Source organism: Novosphingobium sp. BL-S-19 (genome assembly GCF_055521675.1).
The window spans coordinates 383,734-402,593 of record NZ_CM145497.1; the positions used below are offsets into that span (position 1 = coordinate 383,734).

General features: G+C 66.1%; 12 protein-coding genes. 3 read left to right on the plus strand and 9 right to left on the minus strand.

Going from position 1 to position 18,860, the window contains the following annotated elements:
* Nucleotides 1–24: 24 nt before the first annotated feature.
* From ACZ1JV_RS01695 to ACZ1JV_RS01715, 5 genes are all read right to left on the minus strand, one after another.
* Nucleotides 25–1,248: a glycosyl hydrolase 53 family protein gene (locus ACZ1JV_RS01695; protein WP_465149341.1), complete on the minus strand. Its 1,224-nt coding sequence runs from the start codon at nucleotides 1,246–1,248 to the stop codon at nucleotides 25–27.
* Nucleotides 1,245–4,271 carry a glycoside hydrolase family 35 protein gene (locus ACZ1JV_RS01700; protein ID WP_465149342.1) on the minus strand — a complete coding sequence of 1,009 codons (3,027 nt, stop codon included), beginning with the start codon at nucleotides 4,269–4,271 and terminating at the stop codon, nucleotides 1,245–1,247. Before ACZ1JV_RS01700 ends, ACZ1JV_RS01695 begins: the two co-directional genes overlap by 4 nt.
* A gap of 4 nt (nucleotides 4,272–4,275) precedes the next feature.
* Complete coding sequence (locus ACZ1JV_RS01705) at nucleotides 4,276–4,605, minus strand: L-rhamnose mutarotase (RefSeq protein WP_465149759.1); 330 nt, start codon at nucleotides 4,603–4,605, stop codon at nucleotides 4,276–4,278.
* A gap of 79 nt (nucleotides 4,606–4,684) precedes the next feature.
* The gene (locus ACZ1JV_RS01710) at nucleotides 4,685–6,223 is read right to left on the minus strand and encodes a rhamnogalacturonidase (protein ID WP_465149343.1); all 1,539 of its coding nucleotides are present in this window, start codon (nucleotides 6,221–6,223) and stop codon (nucleotides 4,685–4,687) included.
* A gap of 4 nt (nucleotides 6,224–6,227) precedes the next feature.
* Complete coding sequence (locus ACZ1JV_RS01715) at nucleotides 6,228–7,457, minus strand: rhamnogalacturonan acetylesterase (RefSeq protein ID WP_465149344.1); 1,230 nt, start codon at nucleotides 7,455–7,457, stop codon at nucleotides 6,228–6,230.
* A 265-nt stretch (nucleotides 7,458–7,722) separates the two neighbouring features.
* Between ACZ1JV_RS01715 and ACZ1JV_RS01720 the strand changes: the two genes are divergently transcribed.
* The gene (locus ACZ1JV_RS01720; protein WP_465149345.1) at nucleotides 7,723–10,683 is read left to right on the plus strand and encodes a TonB-dependent receptor; all 2,961 of its coding nucleotides are present in this window, start codon (nucleotides 7,723–7,725) and stop codon (nucleotides 10,681–10,683) included.
* 74 nt (nucleotides 10,684–10,757) lie between these two features.
* On the opposite strand, the gene ACZ1JV_RS01725 is transcribed toward ACZ1JV_RS01720, so the two are convergent.
* Nucleotides 10,758–11,723: a glycoside hydrolase family 43 protein gene (locus tag ACZ1JV_RS01725; protein WP_465149346.1), complete on the minus strand. Its 966-nt coding sequence runs from the start codon at nucleotides 11,721–11,723 to the stop codon at nucleotides 10,758–10,760.
* The gene (locus ACZ1JV_RS01730; RefSeq protein ID WP_465149347.1) at nucleotides 11,720–12,712 is read right to left on the minus strand and encodes a family 43 glycosylhydrolase; all 993 of its coding nucleotides are present in this window, start codon (nucleotides 12,710–12,712) and stop codon (nucleotides 11,720–11,722) included. The genes ACZ1JV_RS01725 and ACZ1JV_RS01730 overlap by 4 nt, the downstream gene beginning before the upstream one ends.
* Before the next feature lie 83 nt (nucleotides 12,713–12,795).
* Between ACZ1JV_RS01730 and ACZ1JV_RS01735 the strand changes: the two genes are divergently transcribed.
* On the plus strand, nucleotides 12,796–13,794 hold the full coding sequence (locus tag ACZ1JV_RS01735) for an alpha/beta hydrolase (RefSeq protein WP_465149348.1): 999 nt from the start codon (nucleotides 12,796–12,798) through the stop codon (nucleotides 13,792–13,794).
* A 168-nt stretch (nucleotides 13,795–13,962) separates the two neighbouring features.
* Here the strand turns inward: ACZ1JV_RS01735 and ACZ1JV_RS01740 are convergent, their stop codons facing one another.
* Together ACZ1JV_RS01740 and ACZ1JV_RS01745 are read right to left on the minus strand one after the other, a co-directional pair.
* A complete protein-coding gene (locus ACZ1JV_RS01740; protein WP_465149349.1) occupies nucleotides 13,963–14,640 on the minus strand; it encodes a DUF6250 domain-containing protein in 678 nt (225 codons plus the stop codon).
* Complete coding sequence (locus ACZ1JV_RS01745) at nucleotides 14,637–17,411, minus strand: exo-rhamnogalacturonan lyase family protein (RefSeq protein WP_465149350.1); 2,775 nt, start codon at nucleotides 17,409–17,411, stop codon at nucleotides 14,637–14,639. Before ACZ1JV_RS01745 ends, ACZ1JV_RS01740 begins: the two co-directional genes overlap by 4 nt.
* Nucleotides 17,412–17,629: 218 nt before the next feature.
* Between ACZ1JV_RS01745 and ACZ1JV_RS01750 the strand changes: the two genes are divergently transcribed.
* Nucleotides 17,630–18,817, plus strand: a complete 1,188-nt coding sequence (locus ACZ1JV_RS01750) for an MFS transporter (protein ID WP_465149351.1) — start codon at nucleotides 17,630–17,632, stop codon at nucleotides 18,815–18,817.
* Nucleotides 18,818–18,860: the final 43 nt, after the last annotated feature.

Here is an 18,860-nt window from a genome sequence, read left to right on the forward strand (position 1 = left end):
AGCTGCGGCAGGGCGCGCGGTGGGTCATTTCAGGACTCCGTAATCGCGCGCCATCTGGCGATAGAGTTGCAGGAAGGCGGGATCGGCGTCGTACCGGCCGCCGTGGTTTTCGGATTTCGGTGCGCTGGGCGCGGGCTCTGAAGAGGGCGTCGCGCCGGGGGCTTCGGCTGCGTTCAGGCCTTGCGAAAGCAGGTCGGCGCGGGGGCCTTCACCCGCGCTCTTGCCGTCTTTCAGGAAGATCGCTTCCTGATGCCGCGTCGGCTCCCAGATGAAGCTGCCCCAGCCGTTCGGATGGGCGTGGACCAGATCGTTCAGGTAGCGCTTGCGCGAGGAATACTCGATCGCGAAGAAGCCCTTGTCCGGATAGCGGCGGCTGAATTCGGCGAATGTCCGCTGCCAGTCCCCCTGCGCCGCCTGCTGGTAGCAGGAGAAGCCCAGCGCATCGAACCGGACGTCGCGGGCGATCAGGCTGTCGGTCCAATGCTGCACGATCGGCCAGTGGCGGCCGAGGTGATTGTGCAGCGCCACGGGGGTACTCGGCAGGTGATCGCGGCTGGCGGCGATCCCGGCCTTCAGCAGCGCGGCGAACTTGTCATAGCCGCCTGCGTCCCGGACATGCATGTGTTCCTTGTCGGTCACCGGATTGCCGGTGGGGATGGTCAGCGGCACGCGGCCATCGGGCCAGAGCATGCCGAATGTGGTCTCGTTGCCCAGGATCGCCAGATCGGGGGCGACGCCTGCCGCTTTCATCGCCGCGAACGTCTCTGCCGTATGGCGATGGACGGCATCGACCAGCTTGGGGAAGGGCAGGTTCGCCCATGCCGCCGGCTTGTCCTGATGCTGCGGATCGGCCCAGGTGTCCGAATAGTGGAGCGTGAGCGAGAGGTGGAAGCCCGCCGCCTTGATCCGCCGCGCAAATTCGATCGTGCGGGGCAGGTCGCACCACGGACCGCCGGGCTGCCCCCGCGAATAGCCGTTCGCGGGATCGACGAAGAGGCGCAGCTTGACCGCGTTGAATCCGGCATCGCGGAAGATCGCGAGCACGTCCTTGCGCTGGCCGTCCTCGTAATAGGTGGCGCCCTGTGCTTCGTCTTCGGGCACCCAAGAGATGTCGGCGCCGATCAGGTAGGGCCACGGGCGCGCGCCTGACTTCGGGGCCGCGCTCGCGATGCCCGGCAGCCCGGCAAAGCAGAGCGCGCCGGCGCTGCCGATGCCGAACTGGCGGCGGGTGAGCGCGTCGCCGGTCATTTCAGCTGATCCGGGCGGGTGGGGGCGGGCACCATCTGCACGGGGAGGCCCCCCTTGACGTTGTGCAGGGTGACGAGCTTCACCGCCTCCAGCGCGTCACCGGGGGCGCCGTCGCTGGTCACGGCCAGCGCCACGTGGTTTGTGCCGTGGTGATTGAGGATACCCTCGGGGATCGGGAACACGCGCTGCGGGCCCACATGGGCAATGAACTGGCCCATGTTCCAGCCGTTGACGAAGATCAGAACGCGGTACTTCGCGGCCGAGCGCGGGCTCTCGGTATCGCCGAAGGCCAGCGCGATAGTGGCGTCCTGACCCTTGGGCACGGCAAGGTCGAATGCGGTGCGATACCATGTGGTGCCCGGTGCAGCGCTGGTCGCCGGTACTTGTGCGGCAGACCACCGGCTGTCGTCGAACAGCGGCAGATGCCAGCCCATGCGCTCGCCATAGAGGCCGCCGTTGTTGGCGGGGCCGCGCACGGGGTCGGCAATGTCCTCGCCGCCGCGCTGGCCCTGGATCTTCCACGCGATCGGCACCGCGAAGCTGCGCCCGCCTGGCTGCGAGATCGACGCGGAGATCAGGCCGCGCGCTTCCTTGTGGAAGTCGTCGGAATCGAGGTCCCAGTTATGGCCGTTGTTGCGGACCATGACCGACAGGACATGGCTGCCAGCCGCCTGCGCTTCGGGGGGAAGGTCCAAGGTGACGGTGCCGGTGGTGATCGGGCGGGGCAGGCCGCTCGGCGTCTCGGCCTGACCGATGAACTTGCCGTCCAGCCAGGCCTGCACGAGGCCCGAGCCGCCGGCACCGTAGAACAGCGAGACGGTTCTGGCGCCGGGGGTGCCCTCGAACTGGCCGCGATACCAGACGTCACCCTCGTGGAAGCCATAGGCATCCATTGCCATGTTCGGCTGGCCGTCCGGGCGCTGGGTGATCGTGGCATTGGGGCGATTGCCGCCCACGGCCTGCCATGTGCTGTCGTCGAACTTCGGATCGGCCTCGGGCGAACCCTTGGCCATGCGCCAGCCGGTGAGGGCGGGAAGCACGACCGGGGCAGGACCGGACAGGGGCGCGGTTGAGGCGAGGCTGCCGACGGTGGATGCCTTGGCAGGGACACGCGCGCCGTTCCATGTCAGCGTGTGAATGGCGCCGGACGCCCAGACTTCAAGTTCGCCCGCTTCGCCGGTGTCGCCGGTCAGCGCCAGCGCGCCGGATTTGATCGAAGCGTGACGGACCAGCTGCGGACCGCGCACGAGAACGGGGCCTGCGGCGGATTCGACACGGGTGTAGCGGGTGCCTTCGGCCTCGTCGGCAAGGATCAGGATCAGGTCGCCGCGTCCGCCGCCGGTCAGACGCAGGACGGTGCGGCCTCTATGCGCGTAGGTGACTTTCAGGTCGCCCTTGGTGTCGTTGAAGGCGGTCTCTGCCGCGCCTTCCAGAACCGTGACTTTCGGGGCCGAGGCATAGCGCAGAACGGTCTCGCCCGGCTCCCCGGCACGGCCGTAAAGCAGCAGCAGGTCGGCACTTCCACCCTTGGACACGGATTGCAATTCGGAGGTCGAATAGACCAGCCGCTGCCCGCCAAGATTTATCCCGGCGACCAACCATTTGGCATCGAAGCCATTGAGCCGCATCGGAAATGTATAGCGCCCATCCGGCAGCGCGGCGGTGACCGTGAAGCTGTCGTCGGTTTGGCCGTTGGAAGGTTTGTGCGCTACCAGCAGGAAGCGCGCGTCGGTCTCCGGGCTCTTGTTGTGATAGACCTGAATATTGGGCGAGGAGATCTCAGGCGCGCCTGCCGGGATCATCCCCGCAAGGTCCGGCACGGAGGCGATCAATCCGCCCAGTTGCTTCATCTCCAGCGCCTTTTCGCGCAGGTTCCGCGCCTCGGAAATGGCGGCGCCATAGTCGTAGCTGGTGAACACCACCGGGGCCGGCAGCCAGCCCCAGCTGGTGCCGCCATAGGTCATGTAGAAGCTCTGGATGCCGATGCCGTTGGCCAGATTGGTGCCGTAGAACACCCGCTGGAACCGCTTGCCGCGCTGGACCGCGTTGCACTCGTAGCCGCCGTTGGAACCCCAATAGTCGAACCAGCCGCCGCCGAATTCGGCCAGGAATCCGGGCGTTTTCGGCGAGGCGGAAGCGCCGCCCTTGGCCCCGCCGGGGCCGTAGAAGCCCCAGTCCGGCGCGGCCACGCCGCGCGTCGGCTTGCCTTCCACGGTGCAGGTGCCGCCGGGGTAACCGTCGAATGCATACATGTCGTTGGGGCCGTGGACGACCTTGTCGACGGGTGAACCTTCCGGCACCCAATAGCCGTTGCGGCCCTGATCGTTGTGGAAGATCGGCACGGTAATGCCGTCGGCGCGCGCCTTGGCGTAGAGGTGGTCCATGTAGCGGCGCTGCGCGGGCGTGGTCAGCGCCAGTTCGTTCTCGATCTGGTGAAGGATGACGGTGCCCTTGTGGCCCTTGCCGTCGCCGTTGATCTGGTGGCGGGCGATGATCGCGTTGACCTCAGTCAGCCACTCGTCGGCCGCTGCCATATATTCGGGATCGTCGGTGCGGGCGCGGCCCTTCTGGTTGACCAGCCAGCCCGGAAAGCCGCCGCGCGACAGTTCCGCGTTCACGTAAGGCCCGGCGCGGGTCATGACCCAGAGGCCCTCTTCCTCCGCCATCGTCAGCAGGCGGTCGAGGTCGCGAATGCCGCTGAAATCGTAGACGCCCCGCTTGGGCGAATGGTAGCCCCAGTCGAAATAGAGCGCGACGGTGTTGTACCCGCTGGCCTTCATCTTCTGCAGCACGTCGCGCCAGAGATCGGGGCTGGGCAAGCGGAACGGGTGGAACTCGCCCGACCAGATCACCTGCCGCTTGCCGTCGATCATCAACGAACGCGCATCGAACGAGACGCGGCCGAATGTCTGGACCGGGGCGGAGAGATCGGCGGTCGGCTTCGCGTCCTGTGCCAACGCGGGCAACGGAACGCCAATGGGAACGGCGGAAAGCAGCAAGGCCGCAAGGAACGCGCGCTTCATCGGCTCAGTCCATGTGGAACATAAGCGGGAGCGGCCATTCCTTCGGCCGGTTGCCGGGCTCCACTTCCATCAGGGGGGCCATATGGTTCCACCAGCGGCGCATCACCGGATGGTCGGGCAGGGTATCGCGGGTGTTGTCCGGCGTGACGCGCAGCACCGCGAAAAGTGCCAGGCTCTGCTCGTCGAGAAAGATCGAATAGTCGCGAATGCCCGCTTCGGTCAGCAGGGCGGAGAGTTCGGGCCAGATCGCGTCATGACGGCGGCGGTACTCATCGACCGTGCCGGGCTTCAACTGCATCCTGAAAGCGTGGATCGATCCCGTCGCCATCCCCATATCTGGCACTACCACTCTCCCGACGTTCCATTATGTGGATATCAATACCGATATTTGGTAACTCGTCCACACGTGTCCGTCAATCGCCATTCTGGCGCAGCGGTGTGCGCGAAAAGCTCGGGAATGCGACGTTTTCCAGCCGGATCGGGGCGCGCGCTTCGTGAATAATCGTTTCCGCATGGAACTTGTCCACGGTCAGGCGTTCCACATGGCGGACCCAGAGTGCCCATGCCGGGAGAATGCCGAACATGCTGGGTTCGGGGTAGGCACCGGCCAATTCCGGTACGGTTTCGGCCGGCTCAGGGAGGATTTCGCGCGCTTTCGCTGCCTCGCCGTAGACAAGATGCACGTCACGCATGACGATCGATTCGATCGGCCTTGCGGCAAGGCCCGCGAAGGCGGCGGGAAAGCGCGGGTCGATTCCCCGGGCGTCGATCTCCGAAAGCACTACGCGGCGGATCGCGCCGATCCCGGTTCCCTCCGGCCCGCGTCGCCGGTCGCCCAGCCGCACGAACAGGGGCGCGGTCGTCACGCCCCGCATGGTGAGGCGGCGGGCGACGACGTTTTCCATCACGCCGCCGTCCACCGCTTCCAGCGCAAGGCCCCGGCAATGGGTGAAGGTGCAGTCCTTCACCACGACATTGCGATAGCCGCCGTTGCTTTCGGTGCCGAGCTTGATGCGGCCGGTCACGCGGTCCCGGTCGGGCGCGTATTGCTGCGTCCTGCGGCGGGTGCCGTCGATCAGCGTGCCGATGTCATAGCCGGAAACCGCGCAGTCCTGAATCACCACGTTTTCGGCCGCGATCGGCTCACCCAGTGCAAGGCTGGATTTGACGACGATGCCATCATCGTTCGGCGAATTGACCTTGCAACCGCGCACCAGCGTGTCCTTCACGCAGTCGAGGTCGATGCCGTCGCGGTCGGTGTCGATGGTCAGGTTCTCGATCAGCAGGGCACTGGTGCCGGTGGCGAGGATCGCGAAATGCCCGCCCTTGAGCACGGTAAAGCCGGAGAGGCGGATATTGCGCCCGCGCTTCAGGGCGATGGCCTTGTTGCCCAGCCCGTCCATCGCGGCCACGGCGGGTTCGAGGTTTGCGATCTCCCTTTCGCTCATGCCCTGCATGGAAAGCGGACGCTCGCCCGTTTGCGCCTTCCAGCGCGCACCGGGGCCGTCGCGGGTGAGACCCAGGCCATGGATCAGGCCGGGGCCTTCGATCACGACATCCTCCACATCCTCGCCCCAGATCAGGCTGTTGCGCCAGTGGCTATGGCCGAAATCCTGATAGAGGCCGGGTGCCGGTTCGGGCAGGTCGTAGCGGCCGCCATGAAGCGCCGGATCGGCGGCGACGATCGTCGCGCCGCGTTCGAAGACCAGCCTGATGCGGCTTTTCAGGCGGATCGAGAAGCAGAGATAGCGTCCCGCTGGAATCCGCACCGTGCCGCCGACGCGCGCAGCTTCGGCGATCGCGGCATTGAAGGCCGGGCTGTCGATGGCCACGCCGTCACCCTTCGCGCCGAAGTGGCGGACATCGAAGAGCCCTTCCGCCGCAAGTACAGAGCGGGGCGCCAGCGCGCCCGCCAGACAGAGGCCGGAAAACACGCGGCGGGGCACTTTCACTGCCCTAGCTCCCTTCCGGCTTGGTTTCCTCCAGAGGAGTGCTCGGCGCGATCGGCAGCGCGTCGGGCAGCGGCGGATGCGCCGGATCGAAGGTCTTCAGCGTGACATAAGGCGCGAGTTCGGGGATCTTCTCGGCCACCTGCCGGGCGATCGCGGCGGCGAAGAGCCACGCGCCATAGTTGTTGTTGTGCGTGCGGTCCTTGCCGTTGTCGGCAAAAGCGCGCGGGGAGACGTCCGGGCCCAGCGCCTGCATGATCGCGATGCTGTCCCGGTTGAGGTCGATCAGCGGCACGTTCTCTTCCGCCGCCACCTTGCGCACCGCGGCGGCATAGGCGCCCAGCGTGTCCTTGATCTTGCCGCCTTCGTCGAAATTGCGGCGTTCGGGCGAAGTGACCAGCACCGGATGCACGCCGCGCCGCCGCGCTTCGGCAATGTAGCTGCGCAAGTAGGCGGGATAGGTCAGTTCGGGATCGAGGTAGGTCATCGGCCATTCGGCCTTCTGGTCGTTGTGGCCGAACTGGATGAACAGCCAGTCGCCTGCGCGGGCCTGCGTCAGCAGTTTGGAGAAGCGCAACTGGGCGATGAAGGATTTCATCGTCGCGCCGGACTTGGCGTGATTGGCCACGACCACATGCTCGTCCAGCATCGCGGGCAACATCTGGCCCCAACTGGTGAAGGGCTCGGTATACTGGTCCGCCACGGTGGAATCGCCGGCGAGGAACAGGCGCGGGGCGCTTGCCGGTTCGATATGGATGGCCGCAACGCGCGGCTGGCCAAGGAATTCGAACGTAAGCTTGTCGTCCCAGCTGAAGCTGGCGAGATCGCGCTCGTCCAGCAACACCGTCTGGCCGAAGCGCGGAGCGCCTGCGGGCTGGTGCGGCAGGCGGGCATCGCGCACGTCGACAAGGAAGCTGCGCGTCACCGTCTGCCCGCGCCGCGTGGCAACATCGCGCAGGAACAGGCGGCGGCTTTCGGCCTTCACCGTGGTGTTCCCCGCGCTGCGCCTGTCGCCCAAGGTCAGCGTCACGCGGTAGATGCCTTCGGGCAGCGCCACCGAATAGAGGAACGCGCCGGAGGGATCGCGTCGTTCCACTCCGTTTGCGCCGGGCCGATAGCTGGGCATCTGGTCCGGCGTCTTGCCGGCAAGGTCGATATCGATGACCGGCGCGCCGGACGGACTTGCTGATGCTGTTGCTGCGGTAACGGCCAAAGCCAGCGCCGTGGTCAGGGACATAGCGATCCTCTCCCGATCTTTCATCATCTACCGCTTTGGGATTATATCCCATATGACGGTTTATGATCGCATATATCGGGAGCATTGAAAGTCAATCCGCACAGCGCCCGCTTTCCGGCGGCGAGCCGTTCCCGGCCTGCGTGGAAATAAGGGGTAAGGATCGTTTGGAAGCGATTTTGACTGGATTTGAGCGAAAACGTCATATATCGTAAAACCTAATCCCACATAATGGGACAAGTTAAAGAACGATAACGGGAGTGAGATAATGGGAAGGGCGTCCTTCAAAACCATCATGCGCAGCCGCGTTTCGGCTCCGGCGCTGGCTGTTGCCGCGTTGATGTCGGTTTCTCTCCCTGCTTTCGCGCAGGATGCCGCCGCGCCGCAGGCTAACGCCGGTACGGACACACCGCCCAGCGCCGAGGATATCATCGTCACCGGCTTCCGCGCCTCGCTGAACGCAGCGCTGGCGGACAAGCGCGATCAGACCGCCGCGATCGACACCATCAAGGCGGAAGACCTTGGCAAGTTCCCCGATTCCAACCTTGCGGAATCGATGCAGCGCATCCCCGGCGTGGCGCTACAGCGCGGTGACGGGGGAGAGGGCAAGAACATCTCCGTGCGCGGTCTGGGCGCTGATTTCACCCGCGTGCGCATCAACGGCATGGAAGCCGCCGCGCAGACTGGCGGTTCGGACATCTACGGCGCCGGCAACAACGGCCGCAGCTTTGACTTCAACGTGTTCCCGACCGAGATCTTCTCGGCCCTGACCGTGCGCAAGACGCCGTCGGCCGATGTGGAGGAAGGCTCGCTGGGCGCGACGGTGGACCTTACCGCGCCCAAGCCGTTCGATTCCGCAAAGCCGTTCGTATTTTCGGCCACCGGCCGCGGCGTTTGGAACGAACTTTCGAAGCAAGTCGATCCGCGCGCCTCGGCGCTGGTATCCAAGCAGTTCGGGGACAGCGGCTTCGGCGTGCTCGGCTCCATCGCCTACCAGAAGCGGCACACACGCGAAGTGGGCTATTCGGCGGTGGACATTCTTTCCGCAAACCAGAACGGCATGTTCTGCTCGCCGCTGGGCGTGACGCCGCAGAACCCGGCGAACAGCGCCTCGACCGGCGCCAGCGCGACGAACTGCTCCACCGGCAACCCGCGCACCAGCGATCCGGCGGCCTATCAGACCGTCTATGACGCCCGCCGCGATGACATGCCGAACACGCCCGGCAGCGGCGCCTTCTTCCCGCGCATCCCGCGCTACATCAATTCCGAACAGACGCAGGAACGCATCGGCGGCACCCTGACGCTGCAATATAAGCCCGACGATGACACCGATATCTCGCTGGACCTGCTCTATTCGCGCTTCAACGTGACGCGTGACGACAACTACATCGAAGCCATCTCGTTCGGCCGCTCTGCGTCGAACCAGGGCTTTCCGATGATGTCGCTGAAGGACGTGCAACTGTCCGACCTCGGCTCGGTGGACTATGCGCTGCTGGATGGCGTGGATGTGCGTTCGGAAGGCCTGCATTCCAAGTATTCGACCACGTTCAAGCAAGCGAACCTGAACTTCATGCACCGGTTCAACGACCGGCTGACGGTCGATGCCAAGGTCGGCCTCAACGAGTCGGTCTGGAAAGACAAGATCCGCATGCAGTACTTCATGGATGCGCTGGATACGGACAACTTCTCCATCGACTACACGGGCGGCGGGCGTACGCCGGTGCTGGGCTTCGGCTTCGACGTCTCCGATCCGAACAACTTCCTTTACGGCCCGACGCCGGGTGCGGGCGTCGTCACCGGCGGTTTCAGCCTTCAGGGCAAGCCGGCCAGCAACACCACCAAGGGCGTGCTGGCCGAATGGAACGCGCATTACGAAGTGTCGGATGCGTTCAAGGTCCATGCCGGCGCGCAGTACCGGTCGAGCGACTTCAAGCAGCGTTTTACCACCTACTACACCGCCGATACGCTGGTTCAGGCCCTGCCGTCCGGTGTCGCCCTGTCGGATCTGACGACGCAGATCACCGGGGTGGACAGCCTCTGGGGCCATGGCGCGCCGTCCAGCTGGGCCAGCCTCGACTGGCAGAAGCTGGCGGACACCTACAACCTGTTCGATGCGCGCACCTGCACCGGCTGCGGAGAGACCAATCCGGGCGTCAAGGAAGAGGAATCGAGCGCCTATCTGATGGGCACGTTCGATTTCTCGGACGCGGTGGGCTTCGGCCTGCGCGGCGATGTGGGCGTGCGCTATATCCACACCTGGCAGCGTTCCACCGGTTTCATCAACCTGTCTGACGCCACCTCGCCCACCGGTCTGACCGGCCAGTTCCGCGCGGTTTCGCGCAGTTATGACGACTGGCTGCCTTCCGCCAACGTGGTGATCGAACCCGTCCGCAACCTGCTGCTGCGCCTGTCCGCCGCCAAGGTCATGTCGCGCCCGGCGCTGACGCTGCTGGCGCCGACGGTGGCGATCAATGCCGTCACGCGCTCCGGCTCGCTGGGCAACCCGCTGCTCGAACCGATCCGCGCCAATACCTTCGATGCCGCCGTCGAATGGTACTTCCGCCCCGGCGCGCTGCTGTCGGCCGCGTTCTTCTACAAGGACATCAAGACTTACGTTCAGAACGTGAACTCGCTGGTGCCGTACAGCTCGTTGGGCCTGCCGAATGAACTGCTGATCGGCAGCAACACGACGCCGGACGAACTGTTCAACATCGCCACGCCCACCAATACGCCGGGCGGCCCGCTGAAGGGCGTCGAGCTCAACGCGCAGATCCCGTTCAACTTCATGTCCGGTTTCCTCAGCCACTTCGGTGTGCTGGCGAACTACACGCACGTCATGTCGAAGATCACCTACTGCCTCTCCAGCTCGGGCGGGGTCTGCACGGTGACGGCCAAGGACGATCTGGTCGGCCTGTCTAAGGACACGGCATCGGGCACGCTTTATTGGGAGAACAACAAGTTCTCGATCCGCGGCACGATCAACTATCGCGGGCCGTTCATTCGCGGCATCCCGGCGTCGCCGGGCAGCGATCTGGTGGGCAACCATGCGACGACGTACGTCGATGCCTCGGCCTCGTACAACCTGACGGACAATGTGAAGCTGATCCTTGAGGGCACCAACCTCACCGATGAGCAGAACAGCCTCTACACCGACAGCCAGCGGCAGGACACGCTGTTCCAGACCCGCGTCGGCCGGACGATCTCGGCAGGCGTGAACGTGAAGTTCTGATTTTGCAGATCCCGGCGGGGCCCTCCCGCGCCGGCACTGGCGGCTCCCGGATCCTCCATCCGGGAGCCGCTTTTTCAGGATTCCAGAGCAGCGAGGAGCTTGCGATCGATCCGCACAAGCGATCCGTGGCGCGCGCCCTGCGGCATGGCGAGACGGTCGCTGACGTCCTGCCATGTCACCATGTCGCGCGTGGATTTGGCGCCCCAGCGGCCATCGCGATAAACGTCGTAGTAACAGACGAGGTCGTCGCCGATCCGCGTCGTCATCGGCCCTTCCACCCAGGAGGGCGTGAAGGGCTCGCCCAGCGGCGCGAAGGGCCCCAGCGGTCCGCGCGCGGAGGCCGCGCGCAGCCACTTGCGCGGCGAGGTGACCGTCTCGTCCTTCACCACCAGCCAGAGGCCGCCGTCCGGGGCATGGGCGAATGTGCCGTCGATCACGCTGAAGCCGGGGTCGTAGAGCACTTGCGGCGGGGTGAAACTCTCGAAATCGGCAGTCGTGGTGTACCAGAGCCGGTGGTTGTAGCCGCCTTCGGAGGTCCCGGCGGTTTCGGGGAAGCGCCCTTCCACCGTGCTGGACCAGAAGATCACCGTGCGGCGTGTGGCGGGATCGAAGATCGCCTCGGGCGCCCAGCAGTTTCGGGTGCCGTGCACCGACGCCATGACCGGGATCGCGCGCTGGGGTGTCCAGTTCACGAAATCGCGCGTGGTGGCGTGGCCGATCGTCACGCCCTGCCATGCCGTGGTCCAGACGCAGTGCCACGGCGCGTCCGGCCCTTCGCCGCGCCAGAGAAAGGGATCGCGCAGCAGCTTCTTCTCACCGACCTGTGGCACGAGGAAAGGCTTGCCGCCACCGAGCGAGCGGAAGGTGAAACCGTCCTCGCTCACCGCGAGTTTCAGCCCGTCCGCCTCGCCCTTTCCGGTGCTGAAATAGGCGAAAAGCAGGGGGCCTTCCGGCTCGGACGGGGTAATGCGCGTAGTGGCGCAGCCTGCCAGCGCCGTAGCGCCGAGGCAGAGCGCGCGGCGATCGAGCAGCAGGCTCATCGCCGCGTCTCCTTCGGCGGCGTCAGCCGGACATGGGTGGGGCTGTCGCGGTCTACGGTAATCACCCCGTCCTTCTCCTTCAGTTCCGCGATCTGGAGCACGCTGCGGCGGTTCCAGTCGGGGTTCGCCTTCGCTTCGTCCTCGCCGCCCTGATGCACGAAGTAGACGATATAGGCGCGTGTCCCAGAAACGATCACGTCGGGATGCTGGCCCTTGGCGCGGTCGGTCGGTGCCTGTCCGGGCGTGGCGAGGATGTGGCCGGGTTGGGTGGTCCAGTGCTCGCCATCATCGGAACGCATGACGAGCAGGCCCTTCCACGCGTCGGAAACCAGCCACCAGCGGCCCTTCCAGCGGAAGGCCTTGGGACCTTCGCCCGGCGTGGTGGTGAGGCGGTCCTTCACCGTCCAGTGGACCAGATCGGCGCTGTCCGCCGTGCGGATCGCCTTGCCCATGCGCTCGTCATTGAAGAACAGGCGATAGCCGCCCTTCGGCAGCGCGATCACGCTGGCGTCGATCACCCGGTCCGAACCGAGGTCGAGGCGGTCGCCGCAAGTCCAGGACTTCAGATCGCGGCTGGTGAGGTGAACGATGAAGCGCGGGGCGTTCCAGTCGCGGAACACGCCGGGCACGACCGTCAGCCACATATGCCACTGGCCATTGAAACGCTCGATATCCGGTGCCCACAGCGTTTCGCCCGTGCAGCTTGCCGGGATCGTCGCCGTGCCGCCATAGCGCCAGTGCACGCCGTCCTTCGAGCGCGCGGTGCCGATCGCGGTGCCGTGGACCCAGCGCACGTCCTTCTCGTCCTCCATCGGCAGGTCGGCGCGGCGGTTGGTGTAGAACATCACCCATTCGCGGGCGGCCGGATCGTAGACCGTGGTGGGATCGGCGGCGCCATCGTGCACCGGATCGCGGAACAGCGGTTTCGGCGCCACGTCGGCGGCCGGAGCGGTCGCGGCGGCGAGCAGGAGCAGCGAGGCGGCGATCATGCGAAAGCCTCCCGTTGCGGCAAAGTCCGAATGATTTTCAACATGTTCCAATGCATAGAATGACCTTTCGGGGAGAGTGCAATATGTCGAGTGATCGCCGTCAATTTCTGGGTTCGCTGAGCGCGCTGGCCGCAGTGCCGCTGCTGTCCACCCGCGCGCTGGCGCAAGGCGGTGACAGTGCGGGGGCGGGTATGGTCGAGCGTTTCCCGATCTGGCCGGGATCGCCGCCGGGGCTGCCCAAGGGCGGCGTGAAGGAGGAGCGCGTGCTGCGCTCCAACAAGAACAATCCTGACGATTTCGCCTGGCCGCATGTCGCCACGCCGATGCTGACAGTGTGCCCGGCGGCCAAGCCCACTGGAGCGGCCGTGCTGATGTTTCCCGGCGGCGGCTATGCACGCGTGGCCATGGGCACCAAGCCGTCCGCAATCTCGCGCTGGTTTGCCGGGCAGGGGGTGACCGCCTTCGAACTGCTCTATCGCCTGCCGCATGACGGCTGGACCGGCGGGCCGGACACGCCCCTGCAGGATGCCCAGCGTGCCATGCGGGTAATTCGCGCCAATGCCGCGAAGTGGCGCGTCGATCCGGCCAATGTGGCGACCATCGGTTTTTCGGCGGGCGGCCACTTGTGCGGCAGCATCGCCACGCGCTTTGCGGCCAAAGTCTACGATCCGGTAGACTCCGCTGATGGGCTGGACGCGCGGCCGATGGTGGCCGGGATGTTCTTCCCGGTGGTCAGCATGATGCCGCCGCTCGCCCATGCCCAGTCGCGCAGCGAACTGCTGGGGGCGAACCCGAGCGAGGACCTGTCGCGGCGCTATTCGCTTCAACTCGATGTGCCCGCCGCGACGCCGCCGATCCTGCTGGGCCATGCGGCGGACGATACCGTGGTCGATTGCGGCAACAGCCTTGCGATGTTCGAGGGATGCCGCGCGGCGAAGATTCCGTCCGAACTTTACGTGATCGAGAAGGGTGGCCATGGCGCGCCGCTGTTCGAGCCGGATGGCCGGGCCGGGTTGTGGCTGACGCGCTTTGCCCGCTTCGCGGCGCGGCACGGGTTGCGGATTCCTTCCGACGGGGCGTGAGGAACTTAAGTCTCCTCCCCCCTCGGGGGAGGTGGCAGCGCGTAGCGCTGACGGAGGGGGCTTTGGGCAGCGCTGCGCTACCCCCCTCCACCACCCTTCGGGCGGTCCCCCTCCCCCGAGGGGGGAGGATCGCGTTGGTCTGATCTGAGTGACAGCCACCGTAGCGCCTCAGCGCTTGGGGCCGAGCGGAACGATCCGGAAATTGCGGATGCGCAAGTGGCTCTTGGTGGTGCGCAAGGCGAACCAACCCCGGCGATAGGGCGCAGCATCGGTCATCGTGAAAAGCCGCTTGCCGCCGAAGTCTACCGTCACCGTCGCGCCATCGGCGGCAAGCCGCACCGGCACCCAGCGATTGGCCACGAGCAGCGCCGCCGGATCCGCCCTGTCATGCTCGGGCAGCAGCGGACGGTTGCCCGGTTCACTGACATAGCGGCGCATTCGCGTGGTGGTGTTGCGATTGCCGCCGATGCCGACGTAGTAGGTCTTGAGCGTGTCATAGGCCGCGAAAGCCCCGCTGCGAGGCCGGGCGAGGGGCGATCCGTCCGGTGCGGCGGGGTCGGTGGCCATCCAGAAGGCGTTGACGTCGCTGACCGCATCGTTCGGCCTACCGGCCGACACGGCCATGACCTCGTACTCGATGGCGACGGGTCCGGTGAGTTCCTCGCCCCACCAGACCGAGAGCCCTTCCGGCGCATCGATGTCCATCACGCCGTCCTCTACGGTGACGCGCGAGGGCGCTTCCGCCTCGACGCGCCAGTGCGACAGGCCGTGGCGGAAATCGTCCGTTTGCGGGGGTGCCGCCGCCGGCAGCAGCATGAGCATAAGGGTGGCGGCGAGACGCTTCACTCCAGCGCATCCCCGATCAGCGTCAGGTTCACGGTCGCGGCGATGCCCCACTGTGCGGCATCGTTGGTGGAGACTTCGGCGATCTCGTCCACCGGCTTGAGTACCGCAGCGCCCGTAACCTTGCGCGCGCCGCGCGACTGGTCGCGCCCTTCGCGGTCGCCCGCGCCAAAGAATTCGCCCCAGGCGCGCTTCACCAGTTCCGGCTTGCCGAGTTGCACCCCGGCATAGGCGGTGTAGCGCGAATGCGCCTGCGTCAGCGCACGGCCCTTGCCCGATGCCCCGGTGCGCGCACGGAACTCTGCCTCCGGCGCGTTGTAGAGTTCGCAGTATTCGAGCCAGGTCTTGCGGAACGCTGGCTCGTCCAGCAGTTCCAGCAGTTCGGCAGTGATCTCGAACACGCCGAACACGCCGTTGAGGTGGCTCATGTTCACCTCGTTCCCGCCGCCGACAAAGCGGCCCGTGGCGAGGTCGAATGCCGCGCCGCCTGCCAGCCAGCCCTTGGGCAAGGCCGCGATGGAGCGCATTCCGGCAACGATGCGGTCGCGCCATTTGGTGTCGCGCGTGCGCTCCCACTCGGTCAGCCATGCGCCCAGTAGCGATCCCCAGACGGTGCCGAACTGCATGAAGATCTGGCCATCGGGCAGCGGCTGGTCGGCCACGACCGCGCCGGTTCCGGCAGGCGGCTTGCTGGCATCGGCGCGGTGCATGACCTTGCGGCCGATATCGACCGTCTTCAGCGCATGGTCGCTGTCTACCAGACCACGCATCAGGTCGCCGCAGCGCTCATCGGTGGTGAGGTAGTAGTAGAACCGGCGATAGGCGGCGTTGGAGATGCGCGGCTGTTTCGAACTGTCCGCCCAGTGCTGCACGCCGTGGCGCGTGCCCAGGCCCTTGAAGCGGCCGGCGTGATAGACGTCCACCTCCCCGGTGTGGCGTGTCATCGCTTCCGCCAGGCGGAACACGTCGGCGCGGCCCGTGCGCAGGAAGCCGTACCAGAGCCACATGTCGGTCGAGAGTTCGCTGTTGTCCCAGGCGAAGCCGCCGATGTCGTAGCGCCAGACGTGCCGGTCGTTGTCATAGCTGTGCATGACGTCGCCGTAGTTCCAGAAGCCGTACCAGCGGCGCTGGTCCACTTGCCCGATGTAGAAATCGAGTTCCTGCTTCGCCCGCGCCTCGATCTTGCCCCGCAGAGGCCCGCCGGCGGCGATCGGGCTCCACGGACCGAACAGCCCGGCCGCATGGACCCGCGCGACATTGGCGACCAGACGCGGCGGCGTGGCAAGGCCCTGGCCCATCTCGGCCAGACGTTCGCGTGGCGGCGTGGCGGGCAGGGCCCAGATGCGGAATTCGGTGGTGCGCGCGATCCCGGAGGCATCGCCCCAGCCCGGTTCGTAGTCCTCGTAAGTCACGTCCAGGCCAAGGTTCTGCGCCTCGAAACTCTCCATGCCCATCACATCGTGATAGAAGCGCAGGTCCATCGCCGGGGCATCGGGGGCATGATACCAGACGGTGAAGCGCGCCGTGTCGCTGGCCGCGTCGGCGATGTCCAGACCGACCGGGCAGCGCTGCCAGAAGTCGTGCATCCCGAAGGCGACGCCGCCGGAAGGACCGCCGATATAGCCAAGCCCCGGCGCCCGCCCTGCCGTATCGACATCGATCCAGCCGCAGCCCGGCTTGGTGCGCTTGACGATGGAAAAGCCGTCCGAATTGGGCTGGCGCAGGCGGAAATCGCCCCATGCGGGAATGTATTCGATGTTCTGGCGCACCGCCGCGCCCATCTGGTCGAGCCGGGGTGTCGTCGCGCCCGCCACTTGCGCATCGCGGAAGGCCTTGCCCGGATCGCGGCGCAGGCCGGTCAGCGGACGCACGGCCTCGCCCCAAAGGCCGCCATTCTCGCCCGCGAAGCGGACATGGCGATCATGCAACTTGTCGCGCATCGGCACCGCGCCTTCGAGGCCCAGCCCGCGAATGAAGCGCTTGGCGGGATCGCCATCGAAGATCATCGAATGCACCAGCCGCACACTGTCCGACCCGGCGTGGAAGTAGAGGCGGACGGAGAAGGGCATCCAGTCGCCTGCCTCACCGCGATGGCGCCCATCGAGCTTGATGACCGCGCGGATCGGGCCGTTCTGCTCGACCGTGGCGGTTTCGACGGCACTGGTCCAGCGAGCCAGCGCGGGTGTGCCGTCCTCGTCATCGGGGCGGTCCTGCGCGCTGGCGAGCAGGCGCACCGATTGCAGCACTTCGTTCGCACCCACCCGCGCCGAGCGGATCAGCGCTTCGCCCGAGCGGCCCACTGTCCAGACGGTCTGGCCCACGGTGACGGTAATCGCATCGCCCGCCTCGCGCACGAAGAGCGTCTGCGCCGGTTTGGCCGTGCCGGGAACGACGCGCAGCGAACCAGCGCGGGCGCCATTGGCGGCGGAGGCGTGTCCGGTCCACTTGATCGAGCCGTCCGGCCACCAGGCCATTGGCCAGGTCTGCACTGCCTCCCGCCCACTGCCTGCGCCTTCGAGAACGTAGCCGCGCTTGTCGAGCCGGGTGCCGCGCGGCCAGGGCTGGCCCCATGACTGGCCTTCATGTGCGGAAGGGGCATTGCCGTCGAGCCAGACCACGTCATCGCCCGGCGCAATTCCGGACCCCAAGGGCTCCTTCGCGGGACCGGGAGCAGCATCGGCGCGCCCAGCCGTGAGCGCCATGGAACCGACGACGGCGGATGTTGCCAGACTTTGGGCCAACATCTCGCGGCGGCTCCAGACCAGCTTGCTCATGCTCTCTCCCTTCCCGAACGGGTATCTTATGTGGGATGGTATTTCATCATGTGGATTTGATCGTCAACTAGTCAGACAAGAAAAAGTGTGTCGCAGCATTGCGACATCAAAGCGGTTCACGGCTTTGGAGGATTGCCAATCGCGCTTCGGGAGGCCATCCCCACGCAATGCCTCTTTCGCGAATGCAGGAGCCCGGCGCGCCAGCGTCGCGGCGTTCGTTGCCACTGCGCTTGTCGCTCTGGTTGCCGCTCTTTGCCTTGATCGTTCTGGGCTGCAATCTGCGCAGCCCGTTGACCGCGATCCAGCCGGTTCTGGGCGAAATCCGCGCCAGTCTGGGTCTTGGCAGCGTGGGAGCGGGGCTGCTCACCAGCATTCCGGTGCTCTGCTTCGGCCTGCTGCCGCCGCTGCTGTCCCCGCTGATCGCGCGCTGGGGGATCGACCGATCGATCCGCGCGGTGCTGATCGGCGTTGCACTGGCCACGGTGATCCGCCCTTACGCAGGGCTCGTCGGCATGTTCGCCGGGACGCTGGTGATCGGCATGTGCATCGCGATGGGAAACATCGTCTCGCTCATGCTGATTGCGCGCGATTTCCAGCGCAATGTGAATGCGGTGACGGGGCTTTACACGGTCTCGCTCAATCTGGGCGCGATGCTGACGCTGGCTTTCACTGCGCCGGTCGCGGCCTGGGGCGGCTGGCAGATCGCGCTGGCCGGGTGGGTCTGGCTGGCGCTGCTCGCGCTCGCGTCGCGGTGGTTGATCGATAGCCAGAGGCCCGAAAAGGCAGACGCATCTGTGGGTGCGGAGGCGCGAACGGCAAGCGCACCGACAGATACGATGCCATCCGCGCTCGTCTGGCTGATGGTCGCCGCCTTCGCGATCCATATCTTCGCCTATTACGGGCTGACCGCGTGGTTGCCGACGTTCCTGACCAGGGCAGGCGGGATGAGCGGCACCCAGGCAGGCATTGTCGCCTCGGCCTTCCAGATCCTCTCGCTGACCGGATCGCTGGGGATTCCGGTACTGGCGCGGCGAGTGTCGCTGGGCTGGTTGCTGGTGCTGATGGGCGTGGTCTGGACGGTGACGCCGCTATGGATCGTCGCGGCCCCCGCGCAGTGGATGCTCTGGGCACCGATCGGCAGCATCGCCCATGGTGGCACGTTCGTGCTGCTCTTCATGATGATCATGAAGTTCGCCCGCTCCGTGGACGAAAACCGCCGGATTTCGACGAAAGTACAAAGCGCGGGCTATTGCTTCGCCGCGCTCGGCCCCGTGCTGATCGGCTGGCTGCAGGGCGGGGCGGAGGGTTGGTGGCTGGCGTTCGGACTGCTGGCCGCATTGGCGCTTGGCCTGATCCCGCTGGGGCTGGCGATCAATGGGTACGAGCGTCGTAAGACGATCGTTTAGCCCTTGTTTGCCAGGTCATTCCGTCATCCCCGCCTTCGCGGGG

What these genes read in the sequence shown, in the direction of transcription:
- ACZ1JV_RS01735 (WP_465149348.1), top strand. Translation starts at nt 12,796, where the DNA reads ATGTCGAGTGATCGCCGTCAATTTCTGGGTTCGCTGAGCGCGCTGGCC.
- ACZ1JV_RS01695 (WP_465149341.1), bottom strand. Translation starts at nt 1,248, where the DNA reads ATGACCGGCGACGCGCTCACCCGCCGCCAGTTCGGCATCGGCAGCGCC.
- ACZ1JV_RS01715 (WP_465149344.1), bottom strand. Translation starts at nt 7,457, where the DNA reads ATGTCCCTGACCACGGCGCTGGCTTTGGCCGTTACCGCAGCAACAGCA.
- ACZ1JV_RS01700 (WP_465149342.1), bottom strand. Translation starts at nt 4,271, where the DNA reads ATGAAGCGCGCGTTCCTTGCGGCCTTGCTGCTTTCCGCCGTTCCCATT.
- ACZ1JV_RS01720 (WP_465149345.1), top strand. Translation starts at nt 7,723, where the DNA reads ATGGGAAGGGCGTCCTTCAAAACCATCATGCGCAGCCGCGTTTCGGCT.
- ACZ1JV_RS01705 (WP_465149759.1), bottom strand. Translation starts at nt 4,605, where the DNA reads ATGGGGATGGCGACGGGATCGATCCACGCTTTCAGGATGCAGTTGAAG.
- ACZ1JV_RS01745 (WP_465149350.1), bottom strand. Translation starts at nt 17,411, where the DNA reads ATGAGCAAGCTGGTCTGGAGCCGCCGCGAGATGTTGGCCCAAAGTCTG.
- ACZ1JV_RS01725 (WP_465149346.1), bottom strand. Translation starts at nt 11,723, where the DNA reads ATGAGCCTGCTGCTCGATCGCCGCGCGCTCTGCCTCGGCGCTACGGCG.
- ACZ1JV_RS01730 (WP_465149347.1), bottom strand. Translation starts at nt 12,712, where the DNA reads ATGATCGCCGCCTCGCTGCTCCTGCTCGCCGCCGCGACCGCTCCGGCC.